Below are 21,839 nucleotides of genomic sequence, written 5' to 3' on the forward strand. Positions count from 1 at the left end.
GCGACGCCGAGAATAGCGCATTTCGCCCCTGGCTTTAACGGGGAGGCAGCCGTTGCAGGCGTTCGAGAATGTCCAGCACCACCATGCGTGGCGGCCGCTCATCGGTTTCCACCACCAGGTCGGCGATTTCCCGATACAGCGGATCGCGCAGCGCCAGCAGATCGCGCAAGGTTTTCGCCGGGTCGGCGGTGCGCAGCAAAGGGCGATTGCGATCACGAGCGGTACGGCCCACCTGCTGCTCGACCGACGCATGCAGATAGACCACCCGACCACCGGCATGCAGCGCTCGGCGATTTTCATCGCGCATCACCGCGCCACCGCCGGTAGCCAATACCACGCCATCGCAGCCGCACAGTTCGGCGATCATCGCCTGCTCACGGTCGCGAAAGCCCAGTTCGCCTTCTTTATCGAAGATCCACGGGATATTGGCACCCGTGCGCAATTCAATTTCCTTATCGGAGTCTTTGAATGGCAGGCGCAGCTCTTTGGCCAGCAAACGGCCGATGGTGCTTTTTCCAGCCCCCATCGGTCCTACAAGAATCAAATTTCGCACAGAATCAACGACTCACAGCAATCGCCTGGTTATTCATAATACGCGGAGTCAGGAATACCAGCAGCTCGGATTTTTTCTCTGCCAGCACATCGCGCCGGAAAAGGCGGCCAAGATACGGCACATCGCCCAAAAATGGCACTTTATCTACCACTTTGCTTTGGGTATTGGAGAAAACTCCACCGATCACGATGGTCTCGCCATCCCTGACGAGGACCTTGGCATTGACCTCGTTTTTCTTGATCGGCGGTACGTCATTGAGCCGGTTGAGGTAGTCGGGCTCATCCTTGGTGACTTTCACCTCCATGATCACCCGGTCGTCGGGGGTGATCTGCGGGGTGACTTCCAGCGATAACGAGGCCTCCTTGAACGACACCGATGTCGCGCCGCTGGAGCTGGATTCCTGATACGGAATCTCGGTGCCCTTGAGGATGCGCGCGGTCTCCTTGTCGGAGGTCACCACTTTGGGCTGCGAGACGATTTCACCGTTGCCGGTCTTTTCCATGGCCGTCAGTTCCAGGTCCAGCAGCAGATTGTCGGTGATATAGGCCACCCCCAGACCGGACGACGCGGTCACCGCGCCCAGATCGACAAACGGCGAGCTGGGTGGGTTCTCCGGCGGTTGCGCGCCCTCCGGCAGCGGCTTAGGCATACCGCCGGCCTGCCAGTTGCCGCTCGTGAGTCGCCCACCCCAGCGCGCGCCGAGGCTTTTGTCGTAATCGACGTTGGCCTCCACGATTCGCGCTTCGATCATGACCTGGCGCACCGGAATATCCAGCTGCGCCACGATCCGCCGAAGCTCGTCGAGGCGTTCGCCGGTCTGGTAAGCGATGATGTTATTGGTGCGATCGTCCACCGCCACCGAACCGCGCTCGTCGGTAGCACCTTCCAGGCCGGTCACTGATTGGAACAGCTTGGCCAGGTCCGCCGCCTTGGCGTAGTTGACCTGCAACAGCTCGCGACGCAACGGCGCCAAGTCGGCCATTTGTTTGCGTGATTCCAGCGTCAGCAGTTCGCGGGCCGCCAACTCCTCGGCGGGCGCCACCAGCAATACCCCGGCCTTGATCCGCTTGTCCAACCCCTTGGCTTGCAGCACCAGGTCGAGGGCCTGATCCCATGGCACGCCTTTGAGGCGCAGTGTGATCGTACCCTGCACGTCGTCGCCGGCGACCAGGTTCAGGCCTGCAACATCGGCGATCTGCTGCAGCACGGCACGTACTTCGATGTTCTGGAAATTGAGGTTGAGCGGTTCGCCGCTAAAGGCACTCACCACCGCCCTGCCAGGGGGCGGCAATTGGATGAGGTCCACACGATTGGGCACAGCGGCAGCCATCGGTGCCGTAAGCGCTATCCATAGCGCTACACCGAAGGACAGGAAAGTCCTTTTCATTTGCTTGATTCCGTTATGAGTTGACGTTCAGCACGAGGGTTCGCGGGCGCTCCAGCCAGGCACCCTGTTTATCGGGAAACAGCTCGACCAATTCGATATGGTTGTCATGAATGGCCGTGACTCGACCGTAATCGGGCCCCAGGTAATCGCCGACCGCCAGGCGATGCACCGTGGACGCCACCCTCAGCAGGGCGAAGGTCTGCGCCCCACGAGAGAGCGTGCCGACCATTTCGAATCGGTCCAGGGCAAGCCCCTCCAGCAGCCCCCTTGGCCGCATCGGGTCCGGCCCAGGCGCGCGCCGCCCTGCCACATGCTCGACCTGCAAGCTCAACGGCTGGAACGGGTCGCGCAGGCCGGCCACACGGTAGATAAAGCGCGGTTTGCGCAACGGCGACGGCTCAGCCTCATCCCTCACCGACGATGGCAGCGCACGCCGGTAGATCCTGGCCTGCAGGTCAAGCCGCAACAAGCGGCCATCCGCTTGCAGGCGCATCTCATGCACCGTGGTAAATCGCGACAGATCAGCCAAGGCACTGACGAACGAGGCGAGGTCGTGATAGGCGCCAGTGAGGCCGATCTGCACAGGCTGCTCGGCATACAGAGGGCGCAGTTGTTCATCCTGGGGGAGCACGGACTCGATCACCAAGCCATTGGCCAAGGCCAATCGGGCGATATCTTCCAGCATGCTTGGCATCTGGGGCCCACCCGGCAGTTGTCGCAACAGCCCCTCGACCTGGGCCTGCTTGAGTTGGAGCTGACGAGCGCGCTCTTCGAGTTCGGACGCTAAAACAGCTGATTCCGCGAGCTGCCGTTGCAGGGCCATCTCTTGCGCCTGCGCCTGCTGCAACCGGACGCGGGCGGGACCAAGCTGCATCAGCTCACCCATCGCCAGCACCAGGCCGCCCAGGGCACAGCCCAGCAAGACCTTGCCAGGTAGGGGCCATTTTGCAGCACGGTGAGAGAACGCGGAAAATTCGAGCCTGGGCCGGCTCATGGCTGGGCCTCGGAGGACGCTCCCTGGCGCACCATCAGTTGGAATCCATTGCTGCCTTGCGCGCCTTCGGTGCGCACATGCTGCAAACGAGCCCCATGGGCGCCCTCCGATGCTTCCAGACGACGCATCAATTGGGCGATATCCTGGCTGGATTCGGCGGTGCCGCTGATACTCAACGTATCGCCTTTGGCCACGACCTCATGCAAATGCACGCCATCGGGCACCGCACGGGCCAACTGATCCAACAATCGGGCACCGGATGAGTGGCCGTTGTGCAGGTCCTGCACGACCTTCATCCGCTCAGCCAGTTGCTGGCTTTGCGCCTCTAGGTCGCCAAGGGTCTTGATACTGGAATCCTGAGTGGCTATGTCATTTCCCAGGTGGTTATTGCGCGTCACCTGCCGATCGATCGCTTGGTCAATCACCTGATCCGCCAACCACACGACAACCAACGCCATGCACACGAACGCCAGAAGCAGCGCCACAAAATAGTGACGGCGTCGTTCAGCCTGGGCTTGGCGCCAGGGCAAAAGGTTGATTCGTGTCTTCAAGCGAAACTCCTCAGGGCCAGCCCGCAAGCAACTCCCATCCCTTGGCCATCTACGGCCCATTGTGCGCCATCGACGCGATTGCACGGCGTGAAGCTGGCGAAATCCTGACTGCTCGCGCGCGCCAATGCAAACGCTTCAACATCGACCACCGCCGGTATGAGCCCCGCCATGGTCAAAACCGCCTCGCGCGCTTCGACATGCTCCTTCAGGCATGCCGCCAGCAACACCTCGACCCGCTCCGCCTTCTGGACCGAGCGCCCCTGGACTAGAAAGTCGATGGCCATGTCATCCAGTGGATAAGGAATGTACTGCTCGGCCTCCCGCTCGACCATCGCCAGCATCGCTTCGTCAGTAAGCCCCGCCTCCAGCTCGATGAGTCGCGTAATGACCGATGGCCCGCTCACTGCGACCGCTGCGCGCCGAACCCTCGTCTGCAACTTGAGCAAAGCGGTGTGCAATGCCTGGCCGATGCCGTCCAGGTCCAGGAACGCGCCGTCGACCACTACCCCGGCGGGCAGCCCCTGCGTGACGTAACCTTTAACGCTGAAACCTGCGGGCGAGTGCCCCAGTTCGACCAGCCTGATGGCCGTGTCATTGATATCGATGCCCAGCAAGGTATCGACTTTTCGCCTGAATAATCCCTTTCCCATAAAACTCCCTAGAACATTGCCTGTCATACCGCCTGGTTGCCGCGGGACGCCGTGCATTCGGTCGACTTGTTGCAGAGGCACGAATGACGCCCCAGGCCGAAAATGCTTTAATGCCCAGCGTTTTTTCCCGCTTTTTATCTGCAGCTCGGGTTGATCCATCGTTTGCCATGCATGCCCCGACGCCTAACCCATTCTTTTCTCTGGAAATCCAAAAGCCTTGATTCGTCTGCTGAAGTTTTTCGGGTACTCCATTGTCGCCATCGTCTGCGGGCTGCTGCTCGTGCTCAGCGGGGCGTACCTCTACCTTAGTCCGGGTTTGCCGTCGGTAGAGGCCCTTAGAAGTATCCAGTTGCAGATTCCTTTGCGGGTCTACAGCAGCGATGAAAAACTCATCGCGGAGTTCGGCGAAATGCGCCGCACACCGATCCGTTTTGCCGACATTCCGCCTAATTTCATCAGCGCCCTGCTGTCGGCCGAGGACGATAATTTTGCCAACCACTATGGCGTCGACCCCAGCAGCCTGGTGCGCGCCGCCACCCAGTTGGTAAAAAGCGGACACATTCAATCCGGTGGCAGCACCATCACCATGCAGGTGGCGAAGAACTTCTTCCTCACCAGCGAGCGCAGCTTTTCGCGCAAAGCCACTGAAATCCTGTTGGCACTGCAGATCGAGCGACAGCTGACCAAGGACGAGATCCTTGAGCTGTACGTCAACAAGATCTACCTCGGCAACCGCGCCTACGGCATTGAAGCCGCCTCCCAGGTGTACTACGGCAAGTCCATCCGCGACGCCAGCCTGGCGCAGATGGCTATGATCGCGGGCCTGCCCAAGGCGCCTTCGCGCTTCAACCCACTGGCCAACCCGGCGCGTAGCAAAGAGCGACGCGACTGGATCCTGGGGCGCATGTACAAGTTGGGCAAGATCGACCAGGCCGCTTACGAAAGCGCCGTGGCCGAGCCGCTGAACGCCAGCTATCACGTACCGACGCCGGAAGTGAACGCCCCGTATATCGCCGAAATGGCCCGCGCCGAGATGGTCGGCCGCTACGGCAGCGATGCCTACACCGAAGGCTTCCGCGTGACCACCACGGTTCCGAGCGACCTGCAGGAAATCGCCAACGATGCGGTGCATTCCGGTCTGATTTCCTACGACCAGCGCCACGGCTATCGCGGCCCTGAATCGCGTCTGCCGGGCAAGACACTCAGCGCCTGGACCGCAGAATTGAGCAAACAGCGCCCCATCAGCGGCTTGGAACCCGCCATCGTCACCCAGGTGAAAAAAGACGGCCTGCAAGTGCTGACCCGTACCGGCGAGGCCCATGTGGCCTGGGACAGCATGAAATGGGCGCGCCCTTTCCTGAACACCAACAGCATGGGCGCCATGCCCAAGCAGCCGTCGGACGTCGCGCAAGTGGGCGACTTGATCCGCGTGCAACGCCAGAAGGACGACAGCTTGAAGTTCAGCCAGGTGCCGCTGGCCCAGGGCGCACTGGTGTCGCTGGATCCGCAGAACGGTGCGATTCGCGCCCTGGTCGGCGGTTTCGCGTTCGAGCAGAGCAACTACAACCGCGCCACCCAGGCCAAGCGCCAGCCCGGTTCGAGCTTCAAGCCGTTCATCTACAGCGCCGCACTGGACAACGGCTACACCGCCGCCAGCCTGGTCAACGATGCGCCTATCGTGTTCGTCGACGAGTACCTGGACAAAGTCTGGCGCCCGAAGAACGACACCAATACCTTCCTTGGCCCGATCCGTATCCGCGAGGCGTTGTACAAGTCACGTAACCTGGTATCGATCCGTTTGCTGCAAGCCATGGGCGTCGGCAAGACCATCGACTACATCACGCGCTTTGGCTTCAATAAGTCGGACCTGCCGCCGAACCTGTCGTTGGCCCTGGGTACCGCCACCCTCACGCCGATGGAAATCGCCACCGGCTGGAGCACCTTTGCCAACGGCGGCTACAAGATCGCGCCGTACCTGATCGACAAGATCGAAAGCCGCAATGGCGACACCCTGTTCACTGCCAACCCGCCACGGGTTCCGGGCGATGTGGTCAACGGCGTAGTTGCCACCGATGGCCTGGCTGCGCCGAGCCACGGCGGGATCACCATCGAGCCAGCACCCGGCACGACTCCGGCAGCCGCCAACCCTAGCGCCCCTAGCGAACCGCAGGCACCGGCTGTGGCCGAACGTGTTGTGGATGGCCGTACCACCTACATCCTCAACAGCATCCTGGAAGATGTGATCAAGAAGGGCACCGGCCGCCGCGCCCTGGCCCTGGGCCGCGCAGATATCGCAGGCAAGACCGGCACCACCAACGAATCCAAGGACGCTTGGTTCTCCGGCTACAACGGCGACTACGTCACTACGGTATGGACCGGCTATGACCAGCCGGAAAGCCTCGGTCGCCGCGAGTTCGGCGGCACCGTCGCGCTGCCGATCTGGATGAGTTACATGGGCGCTGCGTTGAAGGACAAGCCGCTGCACACCCAGCCGGAGCCGGAAGGCATCCTCAGCCTGCGGATCGACCCGATCAGCGGCCGCGCTGCCTCGCCAAGCACGCCGAATGCGTATTTCGAACTGTTCAAGAGCGAAGATACGCCGCCGTCGGTCAATGAGCTGGGCAACGGCGTCGTGCCGGGCAGCCCGCTGCCCGCAGACGAGTCGGCGCCGATCGATCTGTTCTAACCTGAACCTTAAGCCTACGCAGAACCCAATGTGGAAGGGGGCTTGCCCCCGATAGCACTGGACCAGCCAACTCATCGAGTGACTGACACACCGCCATCGGGGGCAAGCCCCCTCCCACATTTGATCTGCACAGGACACCCGTTAATCGCCACCCCAAAAAAAAGCCCCGACTCGCGAGAGCCGGGGCTTTTTGTTGGTGCACTACTACGGCTTAGCCGTTGAACACATCATCCACGCTTTGCAGCGGGTAGTGCTTCGGATACGGCAGGGTAGCCACACCGGTCTCGATCGCAGCCTTGGCTACGGCGTCGGAGATCACGGTGATCAGGCGCTTGTCCATTGGCTTCGGAATGATGTACTCACGACCGAATTCCAGCTTGGCGCCACCGTAGGCGTCGCAAACGTCCTGAGGGACTGGCAGTTTGGCCAGTTCACGCAGGGCGTTGGCGGCCGCTACTTTCATTTCTTCGTTGATGCGCTTGGCGCGAACGTCCAGGGCGCCACGGAAGATGAACGGGAAGCCCAACACGTTGTTGACCTGGTTCGGGTAGTCCGAACGGCCAGTGGCCATGATCACGTCGTTACGGGTGGCGTGAGCCAGTTCCGGCGCGATTTCAGGGTCCGGGTTGGAGCAGGCGAACACGATCGGGTTGGCCGCCATGGACTTGAGGCCTTCGGCGCTCAGCAGGTTCGGGCCGGACAGGCCGACGAACACATCAGCACCGTTCAGGGCGTCAGCCAGGGTGCGCTTGGAGGACGGGTGGGCAAACATCGCCTTGTACTGGTTCAGATCGGTACGCTCGGACTGGATCACGCCCTTGCTGTCGACCATGTAGATGTTCTCCAGCTTGGCGCCCATGCTGACGATCAGCTTCATGCAGGAGATAGCCGCCGCGCCGGCGCCCAGGCAAACGATCTTGGCGTCAGCCAGGGTTTTGCCAGCGATTTCCAGGGCGTTGATCATGCCGGCCGCGGTTACGATCGCGGTGCCGTGCTGGTCATCGTGGAATACCGGAATGTCGCACTGCTCGATCAGGGCCTTTTCGATCTCGAAGCACTCAGGTGCCTTGATGTCTTCCAGGTTGATGCCACCGAAGGTGATGGAGATGCGTTTGACGGTGTCGATGAAAGCCTGCGGGCTCTCGGAATCGACTTCGATGTCGAACACGTCGATGCCGGCAAAGCGCTTGAACAGCACGCCTTTACCTTCCATGACTGGTTTGGACGCCAATGGGCCGAGGTTGCCCAGGCCGAGAATCGCGGTGCCATCGGAAATCACTGCAACCAAGTTGCCTTTGCCGGTGTACTTGTACGCCAGCTCGGGGTCGCGAGCGATTTCACGTACGGGCTCGGCCACGCCAGGGCTGTAGGCCAGCGACAGGTCGCGGGCGGTGGCGGTGGCTTTGGTGAGCTCTACACTCAGCTTTCCTGGACGAGGATGGGCATGATATTCGAGAGCGGCAGTTTTCAAATCAGACATATCGGCATTCCGCTTTTACTGTTGGTCGACGGACCGCCGAGGATACGCGTGTCGTAAAGCCCCTACAAGACTGGGCAGTCACCGGTGTCAAGGCCCCAAAGCGCCGTACTTTGGTCTAAGGCCACGGGATATAAGGGCTGGACTGTTCACAATCCCCTTAAAAAATGTCTACAATTTTTTATTCGCGCTGCACTTTCAGCATGCTGGAATCGGTCAGCGGCAGTAACCAGCGCGCTTGATGGGTTTTAAGGCCACCCCGCCGGGAGCGATCCTGTACCCAGCCACGGGCCTCGACGGTCTTGCCTTGCAGACCAGTGAGCAGGCGCGAGTCGAATTGTCGGGCCTGATCGGGTGCAATGCGTAATACCAATGAGCCCTGTAACTCGATCCAGATTCCGCCACGATTGCGCTCGATGCTCCGGACTTGCCCGCTGATGACTGCGAACCCGGAACGCTTGATGTGCGCCACCGAGCGCACCGGCGATTGCCGCCACAGCCCCACTCGCGCTTTGCGCGCGCTGTTTTCGGCCGCCTGCTGACAGGCCACCAGATCGATATTCGGCGCGACGCCCACCTGAAACCCCAGCCCATCGGCGAGCAATTGCGCTTCCAGATTGCGGCCATTGGCGCCGTAGAGATGGGCCAGGGTTCGCCCATAGTGATCCTTGGCTTCGCGCCCCGGCACCAGGCCGACCCGCCCGTCACTGGCCTGCACCAAGGCTTGCAGACGCTCGCGCGCGGCGACGGCGAACGGCTCGTCCGGCCGCCCCTTTTTACCAGTTTCCGGCGCATTGAGGCCGATCATACGCACACTGCGGCCATCCTTGAGGCGCACGGTGTCGCCGTCCACCACGCGCTGCACCTCCACCTGAACCAAGGACGCCGGCGCCGGGCAAAACACCTCGGCCTGAACCGCCGACAGCCAAATCCCAGGCACAAAAAAGGCGCCCACAAGGGACGCCTTTTTTATCAGCATGGAAAAACCGCAGCGGCTTCCCAAGTTGATCGGCCTTAGGCCTTTTTGGCACCGAAAGCACCGAAACGGTCAGCAAAGCGCTGTACACGGCCGCCGGTGTCCAGAGTTTTCTGCTTACCGGTGTAGAACGGGTGGCACTCGTTGCATACGTCAGTACCCAGTGGCTTGCACAGGTTCGAACGGGTTTCGAACTTGTTGCCGCAGCTGCAGGTTACTTCGATGGTTTCGTACGCTGGATGGATATCGGCTTTCATGGTGACTTCCTCGGGCTAGCGTGCCGCCACTCGACACTATTGTCGAATACCGCACGTAATTAGGCCGCGGATTCTACCAGACCTTTGCAATCGCGCAAGCGGACCTTACCGTCAGCAAGCCCCTTTCATCAGAAAACCACGGCATACCCATTAACGCCCTCCTCTGCTAGGCTCGCGCCCCTGCGCCACCGCCTGCCTTTATATGAGACTCCCCGCGTGCCCGACGCCATTTTGCGCCTCGCCCTGCCTTCGCCCCTGCGCCGCCTGTTCGATTACCGGGCGCCGGCCGGCGTGTTGCGTGCGCAGTTGCAGCCGGGCATGCGGGTACGCGTGCCGTTCGGCCGGCGGGAAATGATCGGCATCTTGGTGGAAGTTGCCGACCACAGCGAAGTGCCCGCCGAGAAACTCAAGCCGGCCGTGGCGATCCTAGACGCCACGCCGCCGTTGCCACCGGCGCTGTTCAAGCTGTGCTTGTGGACCGCCCAGTATTACCAGCACAGCCTGGGCGACACCTTAAGTTGGGCGCTGCCAGTGTTGCTGCGCCAGGGCGAACTGGCCGAGGCGCGCCAGGAGCGTTTCTGGTCGACGGTGCCTGGCGCGCGCCTGGACGACCCACGCATCGCCCGCGCGCCGCGTCAGCGCGAAGCCTTGGCGACGCTGGCCCAACACCCCCATGGCGTAGCCCATCAGTTGTTGAGCAAGCTGATGTTGAGCAAGGACAGCCTCGACCTGCTGCTCGCCAAAGGCCTGGTGCAGGTGGAAATCCGCAAGCATGCCCCAGACGCCCGCCACGAACATTGGCTGGCCCAACCGGAACTGCCGCTGAACGCCGAGCAACGCGCCGCCTATGAAGCCATTCGCGCCGGCTTCGACAGCTTCCACGCGTTCCTGCTGGCCGGGGTCACTGGTAGCGGCAAGACCGAAGTTTATTTGCAACTGATCCGCGAAACCCTGCAGGCCGGCAAACAAGCCCTGGTGTTGATCCCTGAGATCAACCTCGGCCCGCAAACCCTGGCGCGCTTCGAACAGCGCTTCAACGCGCGTATCGCCCTGGTGCATTCGGCGGTCAACGACCGCGAGCGCTTGGAGTCCTGGCTGGCGGCGCGGGACGGCGAGGCCGACATCATCATCGGCACCCGTTCGGCGCTGTTCACGCCGATGAAAAACCCCGGGTTGATCATCATCGACGAGGAGCACGACGGCTCCTATAAGCAGCAGGAAGGCTTGCGCTACCACGCCCGCGACCTGGCACTGGTGCGCGCGCGCCAGGAAGACATTCCGATTGTGCTGGGCTCAGCCACACCATCCTTGGAGAGCTTGCACAACGCCTATACCGGCCGGTACGGGCTCCTACGCCTGAATGAGCGGGCCGGTGGCGCCAAGCAGCCACGTTTCCTGCGTCTGGACGTGAAAAGCCGTCCGCTGGACAGTGGTATTTCCGGGCCGATGCAACAAGCTATCGGCCAGACCCTTGCCGCCGGCCAGCAAGTGCTGGTGTTCCTCAACCGTCGTGGATTTGCCCCCACCCTGTTGTGCCATGACTGCGGCTGGATGTCCGAGTGCGAACGCTGCGATGCGCGCATGACCGTGCACCAGCGCTACGGCGAATTGCGCTGCCATCACTGCGGCCATGTGGAGCGGGTGCCGCGCCACTGCCCGCAGTGCGGCAAGGTGGACCTGCGACCGGTCGGCGCGGGCACCGAACGCGCCGAGGAACGCCTGGGCATTCTGTTCCCGGATTACCCGGTGCTGCGGGTCGACCGCGACAGCACGTCGCGCAAGGACGCGATGAACCAACTGTTTGCCACCATCCAGAAGGGCCACCCGTGCATTCTGGTGGGCACCCAGATGCTTGCCAAAGGCCATCACTTCCCTCGGGTGACCCTGGTGTCGATCCTGGACGCCGATGGTGGCCTGTTCTCCGGTGATTTCCGCGCCAGCGAGCGCATGGCGCAGTTGATCGTGCAGGTCGCCGGCCGCGCGGGACGGGCCGAGGAGCCCGGGCGGGTGATTATCCAGACGCACCTGGCCGACCATCCGTTGCTGATCCAACTGACCGAGCAAGGCTACTTCGCCTTTGCCGAACAGGCCCTGAGCGAACGCCGTTCCGCAGGCCTGCCGCCATTCGCACACTTGGCGCTGCTGCGCGCCGAGGCGCATAAACCGGGGCAGGCCGAAGGTTTTCTGGATGAAGCGTGCAGCGCCGCCGAACGTTTGCTCGGTGAGTTGGGTCTGACCGGCATCGAACTGCTTGGCCCGGTGCCCGCGCCCATGGAGCGCCGCGCTGGACGTTATCGGGCACAGCTGCTGCTGCAAGCCAGCGCGCGAGCCCCCTTGCATCGCCTGTTAAGTAGCTGGTTACTTGCGCTGGAGCAAATGCCGAGCGGTCGCCAAGTGAGATGGTCACTGGACGTAGACCCGGTAGATTTGTATTAAGCCTGGCCACAGGTCCCGCGAAGGTTGGCAAGCCCGCCCCCGCCACGGATAATGCCCAGTTTTTCCACCTGCGCATCGCGCGCCGCCGCTTGCGGTCGAAAGAGAACACCATGAAAGACACCATTCGCCAGCTGATCCAACAAGCCCTCACCCAACTCGTCAACGAAGGTGTGTTGCCTGAAGGCCTGACGCCGGCGATTCAGGTGGAGAACACCCGTGACAAGACCCACGGCGACTTCGCCAGCAATATCGCGATGATGCTGGCCAAGCCGGCCGGCATGAAGCCGCGCGACCTGGCGGAAAAAATCATCGCCGCCCTGCCGGCCGACCCGCAGGTGAGCAAGGCCGAAATCGCCGGCCCGGGCTTTATCAATATTTTCCAGAACACCCAGGCCCTGGCCTCGCGCCTGGACGCCGCGCTGGCCGATGCCCGCATCGGCGTGCGCAAGGCCGGCGACAACCAGCGCGTGGTCATCGACCTGTCGGCGCCCAACCTGGCCAAAGAGATGCACGTCGGCCACTTGCGCTCGACCATCATCGGCGACGGCGTGGCACGGGTGCTGGAATTCCTCGGCGACACCGTGATCCGCCAGAACCACGTGGGCGACTGGGGCACCCAGTTCGGCATGCTGATGGCGTACCTGCAGGAAAACCCGATCACCAGCAATGAGCTGTCGGACCTGGAGAACTTCTACCGCGCCGCCAAGAAGCGCTTCGACGAATCCGAAGAGTTCGCCGACCGCGCCCGTGGCCTGGTGGTCAAGCTGCAGGCCGGCGACGAAGAATGCCTGGCGCTGTGGAACCGCTTCCGCGATATCTCCCTGGCCCACTGCCAGCAGATCTACACCCTGCTCAACGTCAAACTGACCATGGCCGACGTGATGGGCGAAAGCGCCTACAACGACGACCTGATCAATGTGGTCAATGACCTCAAGGCCAAGGGCCTGCTGGTGGAGAGCAACGGCGCGCAGTGCGTATTCCTCGAAGAATTCAAGACCGCCGACGGCGAGCCGCTGCCGGTGATCATCGTCAAGGCCGATGGCGGCTATCTGTACGCCACCACCGACCTCGCGGCCGTACGCTACCGCAGTGGCGTGCTCAAGGCGGACCGTGCGCTGTACTTCGTCGACCAGCGCCAGGCCCTGCACTTCCAGCAGGTGTTCGAAGTAGCGCGTCGCGCCGGTTTCGTCACCCACCCGATGCATATGGAACACATGGGCTTCGGCACCATGAACGGCGCCGACGGCCGCCCGTTCAAAACCCGCGACGGCGGCACCGTCAAGCTGATCGACCTGCTCAACGAAGCCCAGGACCGTGCCTATAACCTGGTGAAGGAAAAGAACCCGGAGCTGGCCGAAGCCGACTTGCGCAACATCGCCCGCGTGGTGGGGATCGGCGCGGTGAAATACGCCGACCTGTCCAAGCACCGCACCAGTGACTACAGCTTCAACTTCGACCTGATGCTCAACTTCGAAGGCAATACGGCGCCGTACCTGCTGTACGCCTACACCCGCGTGGCCGGCGTGTTCCGCAAACTGGGCAAGGACTTCAGCCAAGTCGAAGGCCAGATCGTGCTGGACGCCCCCCATGAACAGGACCTGGCCGCCAAGCTGGCGCAATTCGGCGAAGTGCTGAACAGCGTCGGCGAAAAAGGCACGCCACATATCCTGTGCACCTATTTGTACGAAGTGGCCGGGTTGTTCTCCAGTTTCTACGAGAACTGCCCGATCCTCACCGCCGACGACGAAGCCCACAAGCAGAGTCGCCTGCGCCTCGCCGCACTGGCTGGACGGACCCTCAAGCAAGGCCTGGAACTGTTGGGCCTGGAAACTCTGGAGCGTATGTAAGTTGGCTGCCAAGAAAAAACCCGCACCCAAGCGCGGCGCCAGCCGCTACCAGCCCCCGGCGAAGAAGCCGATCCCGGGCTGGTTGTGGATGGCCATCGGCCTCACGGTCGGCGCCTTTATCGTGTTTCTGATGAAGCTGGACCCAGGCCAGGGTGACGATGTCAAACGGGTTAAACAAGAGCAGCAGAAAGCCTCGAAGATCGCTGAAGCCAACAAGACCACACCAAGCCCTACGGCGCCGGTGAAGCCAAAATACGACTTCTACACGCTGTTGCCGGAATCGGAAGTGATCGTGCCGCCTGACGCTGTGCCGGAGAAAACCCTGCCGACGCCGCAAGTGCCGACCACGCCGGTCACCCCGGCGGAAGCGGCGAAAATCGACACCGCGCGGGCCCAGGCGGCGTTGGCCGGGATTACTCCTCCGCCAGCACCGCCGGTTGCCGAAACCAAGGCCGCACCGGTGACCAAGTTCTTCCTGCAAGCTGGCTCGTTCCCGAAGCAGGCCGATGCGGATCGCGTGCGTGCCCAGATCATTCTGTTGGGCCAGACGGTGACGGTGGAATCCGGCACGGTGAAAGACGCAACCTGGTATCGCGTGTTGGTGGGGCCATTCAGCAACCGCGAACAGCTGACCGTGGCGCAGAAGCAATTGGCCGGCGCCGGGTTTAGCAACCTGTTGTTACAACAGCGCCAGAGCCGCTGACCCAGAATCAGCACCAAACAGTGTGGGAGGGGGCTTGCCCCGATGCAGTGTGTCAGCCAGTACATCTGTTACTGATGCACCGTCATCGGGGGCAAGCCCCCTCCCACACTTGGTATTGCCGGCTCTGGAATGTGTGTCAGACCCTTGAGCACCACTCGTCCGCCATCACCCCCTATGGTTGAAATCCCCCCCGCCACCCCCATATGAGTTTCCATCAGGGCATTTTCGCCCCGCTGCGTGGAGACTCTCCCCTTGACCACCATCGTTTCAGTACGTCGCCACGGCAAAGTCGTCATGGGCGGCGACGGCCAGGTTTCCCTGGGTAATACCGTGATGAAAGGCAACGCGAAAAAAGTGCGTCGCCTGTACCACGGCCAGGTACTCGCCGGTTTCGCCGGTGCCACTGCCGATGCATTCACCCTCTTTGAGCGTTTCGAAGGCCAACTGGAAAAACACCAGGGCCACCTCGTGCGTGCCGCCGTCGAGCTGGCCAAAGAATGGCGCACCGACCGCTCCCTCAGCCGCCTGGAAGCCATGCTGGCCGTCGCCAACAAAGACGCCTCCTTGATCATCACCGGTAATGGCGATGTGGTTGAGCCCGAACATGGCCTGATTGCCATGGGCTCCGGCGGCGGCTACGCCCAGGCCGCAGCCAGTGCGCTGCTGAAGAAAACCGACCTGTCGGCGCGGGAAATCGTCGAGACCGCCCTGGGTATCGCCGGCGACATCTGCGTGTTCACCAACCACAACCAGACCATTGAGGAGCAGGACCTCGCCGAGTAAGCCGCAGGCTTATTCGCGCTTGAGGGCCGCCACACATTATGTCCATGACTCCCCGTGAAATCGTCCATGAACTCAACCGCCATATCATCGGCCAGGACGATGCCAAACGCGCCGTTGCCATCGCGCTGCGTAACCGCTGGCGCCGCATGCAACTGCCAGAAGAACTGCGCGTTGAAGTAACGCCCAAGAACATCCTGATGATCGGTCCGACCGGCGTGGGTAAAACCGAAATCGCCCGGCGCCTGGCCAAACTGGCCAATGCCCCGTTCATCAAGGTCGAAGCCACCAAGTTCACCGAAGTGGGTTATGTAGGCCGTGACGTCGAGTCGATCATTCGCGATCTGGCCGACGCTGCGCTGAAGATGCTGCGCGAACAGGAAATGACCAAGGTCAGCCACCGCGCCGAAGACGCCGCCGAGGAACGTATCCTCGACGCCCTGCTGCCACCGGCGCGCATGGGCTTCAACGAAGACGCCGCACAGGCTTCGGATTCCAACACGCGCCAACTGTTCCGCAAGCGCCTGCGCGAAGGCCAGTTGGACGACAAGGAAATCGAAATCGAAGTGGCCGAAGTGTCCGGCGTCGACATCTCCGCGCCGCCTGGCATGGAAGAAATGACCAGCCAGTTGCAGAACCTGTTCGCCAACATGGGCAAGGGCAAGAAGAAAAGCCGCAAGCTCAAGGTCAAGGAAGCGCTCAAGCTGGTGCGCGACGAAGAAGCCGGGCGCCTGGTGAATGAGGAAGAACTCAAGGCCAAGGCCCTCGAAGCGGTCGAGCAGCACGGCATTGTGTTTATCGACGAGATCGACAAGGTGGCCAAGCGCGGTAACTCCGGCGGCGTCGATGTCTCCCGTGAAGGCGTGCAGCGCGACCTGCTGCCACTGATCGAAGGCTGCACCGTCAACACCAAGCTGGGCATGGTCAAGACCGACCATATCCTGTTCATCGCTTCCGGAGCATTCCACCTGAGCAAGCCAAGCGATCTGGTGCCGGAGCTGCAGGGCCGTTTGCCGATTCGCGTGGAACTCAAGGCGCTGACACCGGGCGACTTCGAACGCATCCTCAGCGAGCCGCATGCCTCGCTCACCGAGCAATACCGTGAGCTGCTGAAAACCGAAGGGCTGGGTATCGAGTTCCAGGCGGACGGCATCAAGCGCCTGGCGGAAATCGCCTGGCAGGTCAACGAGAAGACCGAGAACATCGGTGCTCGTCGCCTGCACACACTGCTTGAACGCCTGCTTGAGGAAGTGTCCTTCAGCGCCGGCGACATGGCCGGTGCGCAGAATGGCGAAGCAATCAAGATCGATGCCGACTACGTCAACAGCCACTTGGGCGAATTGGCGCAGAACGAAGACTTGTCGCGGTACATTCTGTAAGCCGCAAGCTGTAAGCTACAAGCCGCACGTTGAGTACATTCAACTCGCGGCTTGTAGCTCGCAGCCCAAGGGGTCCCCAATGCCGAAATTCCCTACCGCTGTTAATTTGCACAAAACCTCCAACACCCTCGGCCTCACTTACGGGCCCGATGAGGTCTACCAGCTGCCCGCCGAGTTCCTGCGGGTGCACTCGCCTTCCGCCGAGGTCCAGGGCCACGGCAAACCCATCCTGCAATTCGGCAAGCTGAACGTTCGGCTGACCAAGATCGAGCCGGCCGGCCAATACGCACTGAAATTGACCTTCGACGACGGTCATGACAGCGGGCTGTTCACCTGGGACTACCTCTACCAACTGGCAGTGCGTCAGGAAACCTTGTGGGCCGACTACCTCGCCGAACTCAAGGCCGCCGGTAAAACCCGCGACCCGAGTGAGTCGGTCGTACGCCTGATGCTCTAAGTCAGGCGTCTTGCTCTTTAGAGAGCATTTTCTAATTTCATCTGCTTGAATGCCCTGTCGCGTGGCCAATGATTGGCCTGCTTGCGAAAAAAATTAAACTCGGGTAACCAATGGAACTGGCAAGTTCCCTGCATTTGACGATGCGGTATCAACGGTCACCCGAGTCGCAGTACCTGGCTTGTGTTGTGTATCGAAACTTGGTGCGCAGCGGTAGCCGGTACTCGTCTTTCGGACAATGGAGCGTCGTAGATGAGTAACAAGAACAACGATGACTTGAAACGCCAGGCCTCGGAGAACACCCTGGGGTTGAACCCGATCATCGCGTTACGCAAAAAGGATTTATTGGCCTCGGCGAAGATGGTGCTGACCCAAGCCATCAAGCAACCGTTGCACAGCGTCAAGCACGTCGCCCATTTCGGGGTGGAACTGAAAAACGTCATGTTCGGCAAATCGGCGCTGGCGCCGGAAAGCGATGACCGTCGCTTTCACGACCCGGCCTGGAGCCAGAACCCGCTCTACAAACGTTACCTGCAAACCTACCTGGCGTGGCGCAAGGAACTGCACGACTGGATCGGCGACAGCAACCTGTCGGAACAGGACATCAGCCGCGGCCACTTCGTGATCAATCTGATGACCGAAGCCATGGCCCCCACCAACAGCGCGGCCAACCCGGCGGCGGTCAAACGCTTCTTCGAAACCGGCGGCAAAAGCCTGCTCGATGGCCTGTCCCACCTGGCCAAGGACATGGTGCACAACGGCGGCATGCCGAGCCAGGTCAACATGGGCGCCTTTGAAGTGGGCAAGAGCCTGGGCACCTCCGAAGGCGCGGTGGTGTTTCGCAACGATGTGCTGGAGTTGATCCAGTACAAACCGATCACCGAACAAGTGCATGAACGCCCTCTGCTGGTGGTGCCGCCGCAGATCAACAAATTCTATGTATTCGACTTGAGCCCGGATAAAAGCCTGGCGCGTTTCTGCCTGCGCAACGGCCAGCAAACGTTCATCATCAGTTGGCGCAACCCGACCAAGGCCCAGCGCGAGTGGGGCCTGTCGACCTATATCGAGGCGCTCAAGGAAGCGGTCGATGTGGTCACCGCGATCACCGGCAGCAAAGACATCAATATGCTCGGCGCCTGCTCCGGTGGTATCACCTGCACGGCGCTGCTGGGCCATTACGCGGCGCTGGGCGAGAAAAAGGTCAACGCCCTGACCCTGATGGTGAGCGTGCTCGACACCACCCTCGACACCCAGGTGGCGCTGTTCGTCGACGAGCAGACGCTGGAAGCGGCCAAGCGCCACTCCTACCAGGCCGGGGTATTGGAAGGTCGCGACATGGCCAAGGTGTTCGCCTGGATGCGTCCCAATGACCTGATCTGGAACTACTGGGTCAACAACTACCTGCTGGGCAACGAACCGCCGGTTTTCGACATCCTGTTCTGGAACAACGACACCACGCGTTTACCCGCGGCATTCCATGGCGACCTGATCGAACTGTTCAAGAACAACCCGCTGGTTCGCCCCAACGCTCTGGAAGTGTGCGGCACGCCGATCGACCTCAAGCAAGTGACCGCCGATATCTACGCCCTGGCCGGCACCAACGACCACATCACCCCCTGGCAGTCCTGCTACAAGTCGGCGCAGTTGTTTGGCGGCAACGTGGAGTTCGTGTTGTCCAGTAGCGGGCATATCCAGAGCATCCTCAACCCGCCGGGCAACCCCAAGGCGCGCTACCAGACCAGCGACGGCTTGGCGAGCACGGCCCTGCAATGGCAGGAAAACGCCACCAAGCACACCGATTCCTGGTGGCTACACTGGCAAGCGTGGCAGGCCGAGCGGGCGGGCAAATTGAAGAAGGCGCCGACGCTATTAGGCAATAAAACCTACGCAGCAGCAGAAGCAGCCCCGGGGACTTACGTACACGAACGCTGAATTGAAATGGGGTCACACGTGGGAGGGGGCTTGCCCCCGATGACCGTGTGTCGGTCATCTGATCCATTGGCTGATCAATTGCAATCGGGGGCAAGCCCCCTCCCACATTCGGCCTGCATTCCAACCGTCACATCTCACAGGGCTTGAGCATGGCGCAACCGTTCATCTTCCGTACCATCGACCTGGATGGCCAGACCATCCGCACGGCGGTACGTCCGGGCAAGCCTCACTTGACGCCGTTGCTGATCTTCAACGGCATCGGCGCCAACCTGGAGCTGGTGTTTCCGTTCGTGCAGGCTCTGGACCCGGACCTGGAGGTCATTGCTTTCGACGTACCGGGAGTGGGCGGTTCCTCGACGCCCAGCCGGCCGTACCGCTTCCCTGGCCTGGCCAAGCTCACCGCGCGCATGCTTGATTACCTGGACTACGGCCAGGTGAATACCGTCGGCGTGTCCTGGGGCGGCGCGCTGGCGCAGCAGTTCGCCTATGACTACCCGGAGCGCTGCAAGAAGCTGATCCTGGCGGCGACGGCGGCGGGCGCGGTGATGGTGCCGGGCAAGCCGAAAGTGCTGTGGCTGATGGCGAGCCCGCGCCGCTATATCCAGCCGTCCCATGTGGTACGCATTGCACCGATGATCTACGGCGGCTCGTTCCGTCGCGATTCGAAGCTGGCCGCCGAACATGCCAGCAAAGTGCGTTCGGCCGGCAAGCTCGGCTACTACTGGCAGTTGTTCGCGGGACTGGGCTGGACCAGCATCCATTGGCTGCACAAGATCCGCCAACCCACCCTGGTATTGGCCGGCGACGATGACCCGCTGATCCCGCTGGTCAATATGCGCATGCTCGCCTGGCGCATCCCCAACGCGCAGTTGCACATCATCGATGATGGCCACTTGTTTTTGATCACCCGGGCCGAGGCCGTGGCGCCGATCATCATGAAATTCCTGGAGGAGGAACGCCTGCGCGCAGTGATTCACCCACGCCCCGCGGTGTAAGGACCACACCGCCGCGCAACTTGCCAGGAACCGACTATGGTTCTGAATTGGCGTGCCTGTTGATGGCTAGACGAAGGAGTGTTGGCTCATGCGAGAAAGACCCGTGACGAACCCGGCGCCCACCCCCGCCGCGTTCATCAATGCGCAAAATGCGATCACCGGCCTGAGGGGCCGCGACCTGCTGTCGACCCTGCGCAGCGTGGCCGCCCACGGTTTGCGTAACCCGGTGCATACCGCCCGTCACGCCCTGGCCCTGGGTGGGCAACTGGGTCGCGTTCTGCTGGGCGAGACCGTGCATGAGCCCAACCCCCGCGACAGCCGTTTCGTCGACCCCACCTGGCAGCTCAACCCACTTTATCGGCGCAGTCTTCAGGCGTATCTGAGCTGGCAGAAACAGACCCGCCACTGGATCGACGACAGCACCCTGAGCGACGACGACCGGGCCCGGGCGCACTTTGCCTTGTCGCTGTTCAACGATGCGGTGTCGCCCTCCAACACCTTGCTCAACCCCTTGGCCGTCAAGGAGCTGCTCAACTCCGGGGGTAATAGCGTGGTGCGCGGGGTGAGCAACCTGTTCGACGATTTGCTGCACAACAATGGCCTGCCGCGCCAAGTGAGCAAACAGGCATTTGAAGTGGGTAAAACCTTGGCCACCACGCCCGGCTCGGTGGTGTTTCGCAACGAGCTGCTGGAGTTGATCCAGTACAAACCCATGAGCGAGAAACAGTACGCCAGGCCGCTGCTCGTGGTGCCGCCGCAAATCAACAAGTACTACATCTTCGACCTGAGCCCGGCCAACAGCTTCGTGCAATACGCGCTCAAAAACGGCCTGCAGACCTTTATTGTCAGTTGGCGCAACCCGGATGTGCGGCATCGCGAGTGGGGCCTGTCCACCTACGTGGCGGCGTTGGAAGAAGCGCTCAACGTGTGCCGGGCCATTACCGGCGCGCGGGAGGTCAACCTGATGGGCGCCTGCGCCGGCGGCCTGACCATCGCCGCGCTGCAAGGCCATCTGCAAGCCAAGCGCCAGCTGCGCCGCATCTCCAGCGCCAGCTATCTGGTGAGCCTGCTGGACAGCCAGATCGACAGCCCCGCCACCCTATTCGCCGATGAGCAAACATTGGAAGCGGCCAAACGTCGGTCCTACCAACAAGGTGTGCTGGACGGCCGCGACATGGCCAAGGTGTTTGCCTGGATGCGCCCCAACGACCTGATCTGGAACTACTGGATCAACAATTACCTGCTGGGCAAGGAACCGCCGGCGTTCGACATTCTGTATTGGAACAACGACAACACGCGCCTGCCCGCCGCCTTGCACGGCGACCTGCTGGATTTTTTCAAGCACAACCCACTGAGCCATCCCGGCGGCCTGGAGGTGTGCGGCACGCCGATCGACTTGCAAAAGGTCACGGTGGACAGCTTCAGCGTGGCCGGCATCAACGACCACATCACGCCGTGGGATGCGGTGTATCGCTCCACGCAACTGCTGGGTGGCGAGCGGCGCTTCGTGCTGTCCAACAGTGGGCATATCCAGAGCATCCTCAACCCGCCTGGCAACCCCAAGGCCAATTACGTCGAAAACCCCAAGCTAAGCAGCGACCCGCGCGCCTGGTACTACGACGCCAACCATGTCGAAGGCAGTTGGTGGCCGCAATGGCTGGCATGGATCCAGCAACGCTCGGGCGTGCAGCGCGAAACCCTGACCGCCCTGGGCAACCAGAATTACCCACCAATGGAAGCGGCTCCGGGCACCTATGTGCGGGTGCGCTGAGCTCAACGATC

Annotated in this window: 17 protein-coding genes and 1 pseudogene; 10 read left to right on the forward strand and 8 right to left on the reverse strand. The window is 61.7% G+C overall.

What is annotated here, in order from left to right:
* Positions 1–34: 34 nt before the first annotated feature.
* The 5 genes and pseudogenes from aroK to pilM form a co-directional block, all read right to left on the reverse strand.
* Positions 35–553 carry a shikimate kinase AroK gene (gene aroK / locus ABX75_RS03040; RefSeq protein WP_003187914.1) on the reverse strand — a complete coding sequence of 173 codons (519 nt, stop codon included), beginning with the start codon at positions 551–553 and terminating at the stop codon, positions 35–37.
* A gap of 4 nt (positions 554–557) precedes the next feature.
* Positions 558–1,814 (reverse strand): annotated as a pseudogene (locus ABX75_RS03045) (type IV pilus secretin PilQ); the annotation flags it as partial.
* A 139-nt stretch (positions 1,815–1,953) separates the two neighbouring features.
* Entirely contained in the window at positions 1,954–2,934 is a 981-nt protein-coding gene (locus ABX75_RS03050; protein WP_047881441.1) for a pilus assembly protein PilP, read from the reverse strand.
* A complete protein-coding gene (locus ABX75_RS03055; protein WP_034095509.1) occupies positions 2,931–3,485 on the reverse strand; it encodes a PilN domain-containing protein in 555 nt (184 codons plus the stop codon). Before ABX75_RS03055 ends, ABX75_RS03050 begins: the two co-directional genes overlap by 4 nt.
* Entirely contained in the window at positions 3,482–4,135 is a 654-nt protein-coding gene (gene pilM / locus ABX75_RS03060; protein ID WP_047881510.1) for a type IV pilus biogenesis protein PilM, read from the reverse strand. The genes ABX75_RS03055 and pilM overlap by 4 nt, the downstream gene beginning before the upstream one ends.
* 220 nt (positions 4,136–4,355) lie before the next feature.
* On the opposite strand from pilM, the gene ABX75_RS03065 reads away from it, so the two are divergent.
* Positions 4,356–6,821 (forward strand): penicillin-binding protein 1A, encoded by a 2,466-nt coding sequence (locus tag ABX75_RS03065; protein ID WP_371263976.1) that lies wholly within the window; start codon positions 4,356–4,358, stop codon positions 6,819–6,821.
* Between the two features lie 211 nt (positions 6,822–7,032).
* Here the strand turns inward: ABX75_RS03065 and ABX75_RS03070 are convergent, their stop codons facing one another.
* From ABX75_RS03070 to rpmE, 3 genes are all read right to left on the reverse strand, one after another.
* On the reverse strand, positions 7,033–8,301 hold the full coding sequence (locus ABX75_RS03070) for a malic enzyme-like NAD(P)-binding protein (RefSeq protein ID WP_034095507.1): 1,269 nt from the start codon (positions 8,299–8,301) through the stop codon (positions 7,033–7,035).
* 178 nt (positions 8,302–8,479) lie between these two features.
* Positions 8,480–9,277: a thermonuclease family protein gene (locus ABX75_RS03075; protein WP_034095506.1), complete on the reverse strand. Its 798-nt coding sequence runs from the start codon at positions 9,275–9,277 to the stop codon at positions 8,480–8,482.
* A gap of 35 nt (positions 9,278–9,312) precedes the next feature.
* Complete coding sequence (gene rpmE, locus ABX75_RS03080) at positions 9,313–9,531, reverse strand: 50S ribosomal protein L31 (protein WP_010213765.1); 219 nt, start codon at positions 9,529–9,531, stop codon at positions 9,313–9,315.
* Positions 9,532–9,747: 216 nt separating this feature from the next.
* On the opposite strand from rpmE, the gene ABX75_RS03085 reads away from it, so the two are divergent.
* From ABX75_RS03085 to phaC (ABX75_RS03125), 9 genes are all read left to right on the forward strand, one after another.
* The gene (locus ABX75_RS03085) at positions 9,748–11,967 is read left to right on the forward strand and encodes a primosomal protein N' (RefSeq protein ID WP_034095505.1); all 2,220 of its coding nucleotides are present in this window, start codon (positions 9,748–9,750) and stop codon (positions 11,965–11,967) included.
* A gap of 110 nt (positions 11,968–12,077) precedes the next feature.
* Positions 12,078–13,814, forward strand: a complete 1,737-nt coding sequence (gene argS, locus ABX75_RS03090; RefSeq protein WP_047881443.1) for an arginine--tRNA ligase — start codon at positions 12,078–12,080, stop codon at positions 13,812–13,814.
* 1 nt (position 13,815) lies between these two features.
* A complete protein-coding gene (locus tag ABX75_RS03095) occupies positions 13,816–14,517 on the forward strand; it encodes an SPOR domain-containing protein (protein WP_034095503.1) in 702 nt (233 codons plus the stop codon).
* 252 nt (positions 14,518–14,769) lie between these two features.
* A complete protein-coding gene (gene hslV / locus ABX75_RS03100; RefSeq protein WP_003171209.1) occupies positions 14,770–15,300 on the forward strand; it encodes an ATP-dependent protease subunit HslV in 531 nt (176 codons plus the stop codon).
* Between the two features lie 38 nt (positions 15,301–15,338).
* Entirely contained in the window at positions 15,339–16,676 is a 1,338-nt protein-coding gene (hslU, locus tag ABX75_RS03105; RefSeq protein ID WP_034095502.1) for an ATP-dependent protease ATPase subunit HslU, read from the forward strand.
* A 79-nt stretch (positions 16,677–16,755) separates the two neighbouring features.
* Positions 16,756–17,133, forward strand: coding sequence for a gamma-butyrobetaine hydroxylase-like domain-containing protein (locus tag ABX75_RS03110; RefSeq protein ID WP_034095501.1), 378 nt, complete (start codon positions 16,756–16,758; stop codon positions 17,131–17,133).
* A gap of 249 nt (positions 17,134–17,382) precedes the next feature.
* Positions 17,383–19,062, forward strand: a complete 1,680-nt coding sequence (phaC, locus tag ABX75_RS03115; RefSeq protein ID WP_034095500.1) for a class II poly(R)-hydroxyalkanoic acid synthase — start codon at positions 17,383–17,385, stop codon at positions 19,060–19,062.
* Positions 19,063–19,211: 149 nt separating this feature from the next.
* Entirely contained in the window at positions 19,212–20,057 is an 846-nt protein-coding gene (gene phaZ / locus ABX75_RS03120; RefSeq protein WP_047881444.1) for a poly(3-hydroxyalkanoate) depolymerase, read from the forward strand.
* Between the two features lie 88 nt (positions 20,058–20,145).
* Positions 20,146–21,828 (forward strand): class II poly(R)-hydroxyalkanoic acid synthase, encoded by a 1,683-nt coding sequence (gene phaC / locus ABX75_RS03125; protein WP_047881445.1) that lies wholly within the window; start codon positions 20,146–20,148, stop codon positions 21,826–21,828.
* Positions 21,829–21,839: the final 11 nt, after the last annotated feature.

The sequence above is a fragment of the Pseudomonas sp. ARP3 genome (assembly GCF_001029595.1).
Classification (GTDB): Bacteria; Pseudomonadota; Gammaproteobacteria; order Pseudomonadales; family Pseudomonadaceae; genus Aquipseudomonas; species Aquipseudomonas rhodesiae.

What these genes read in the sequence shown, in the direction of transcription:
- ABX75_RS03050 (WP_047881441.1), bottom strand. Translation starts at nt 2,934, where the DNA reads ATGAGCCGGCCCAGGCTCGAATTTTCCGCGTTCTCTCACCGTGCTGCA.
- pilM (WP_047881510.1), bottom strand. Translation starts at nt 4,135, where the DNA reads ATGGGAAAGGGATTATTCAGGCGAAAAGTCGATACCTTGCTGGGCATC.
- ABX75_RS03070 (WP_034095507.1), bottom strand. Translation starts at nt 8,301, where the DNA reads ATGTCTGATTTGAAAACTGCCGCTCTCGAATATCATGCCCATCCTCGT.
- ABX75_RS03075 (WP_034095506.1), bottom strand. Translation starts at nt 9,277, where the DNA reads ATGCTGATAAAAAAGGCGTCCCTTGTGGGCGCCTTTTTTGTGCCTGGG.
- rpmE (WP_010213765.1), bottom strand. Translation starts at nt 9,531, where the DNA reads ATGAAAGCCGATATCCATCCAGCGTACGAAACCATCGAAGTAACCTGC.
- argS (WP_047881443.1), top strand. Translation starts at nt 12,078, where the DNA reads ATGAAAGACACCATTCGCCAGCTGATCCAACAAGCCCTCACCCAACTC.
- hslU (WP_034095502.1), top strand. Translation starts at nt 15,339, where the DNA reads ATGTCCATGACTCCCCGTGAAATCGTCCATGAACTCAACCGCCATATC.
- ABX75_RS03110 (WP_034095501.1), top strand. Translation starts at nt 16,756, where the DNA reads ATGCCGAAATTCCCTACCGCTGTTAATTTGCACAAAACCTCCAACACC.
- phaC (WP_034095500.1), top strand. Translation starts at nt 17,383, where the DNA reads ATGAGTAACAAGAACAACGATGACTTGAAACGCCAGGCCTCGGAGAAC.
- phaZ (WP_047881444.1), top strand. Translation starts at nt 19,212, where the DNA reads ATGGCGCAACCGTTCATCTTCCGTACCATCGACCTGGATGGCCAGACC.
- phaC (WP_047881445.1), top strand. Translation starts at nt 20,146, where the DNA reads ATGCGAGAAAGACCCGTGACGAACCCGGCGCCCACCCCCGCCGCGTTC.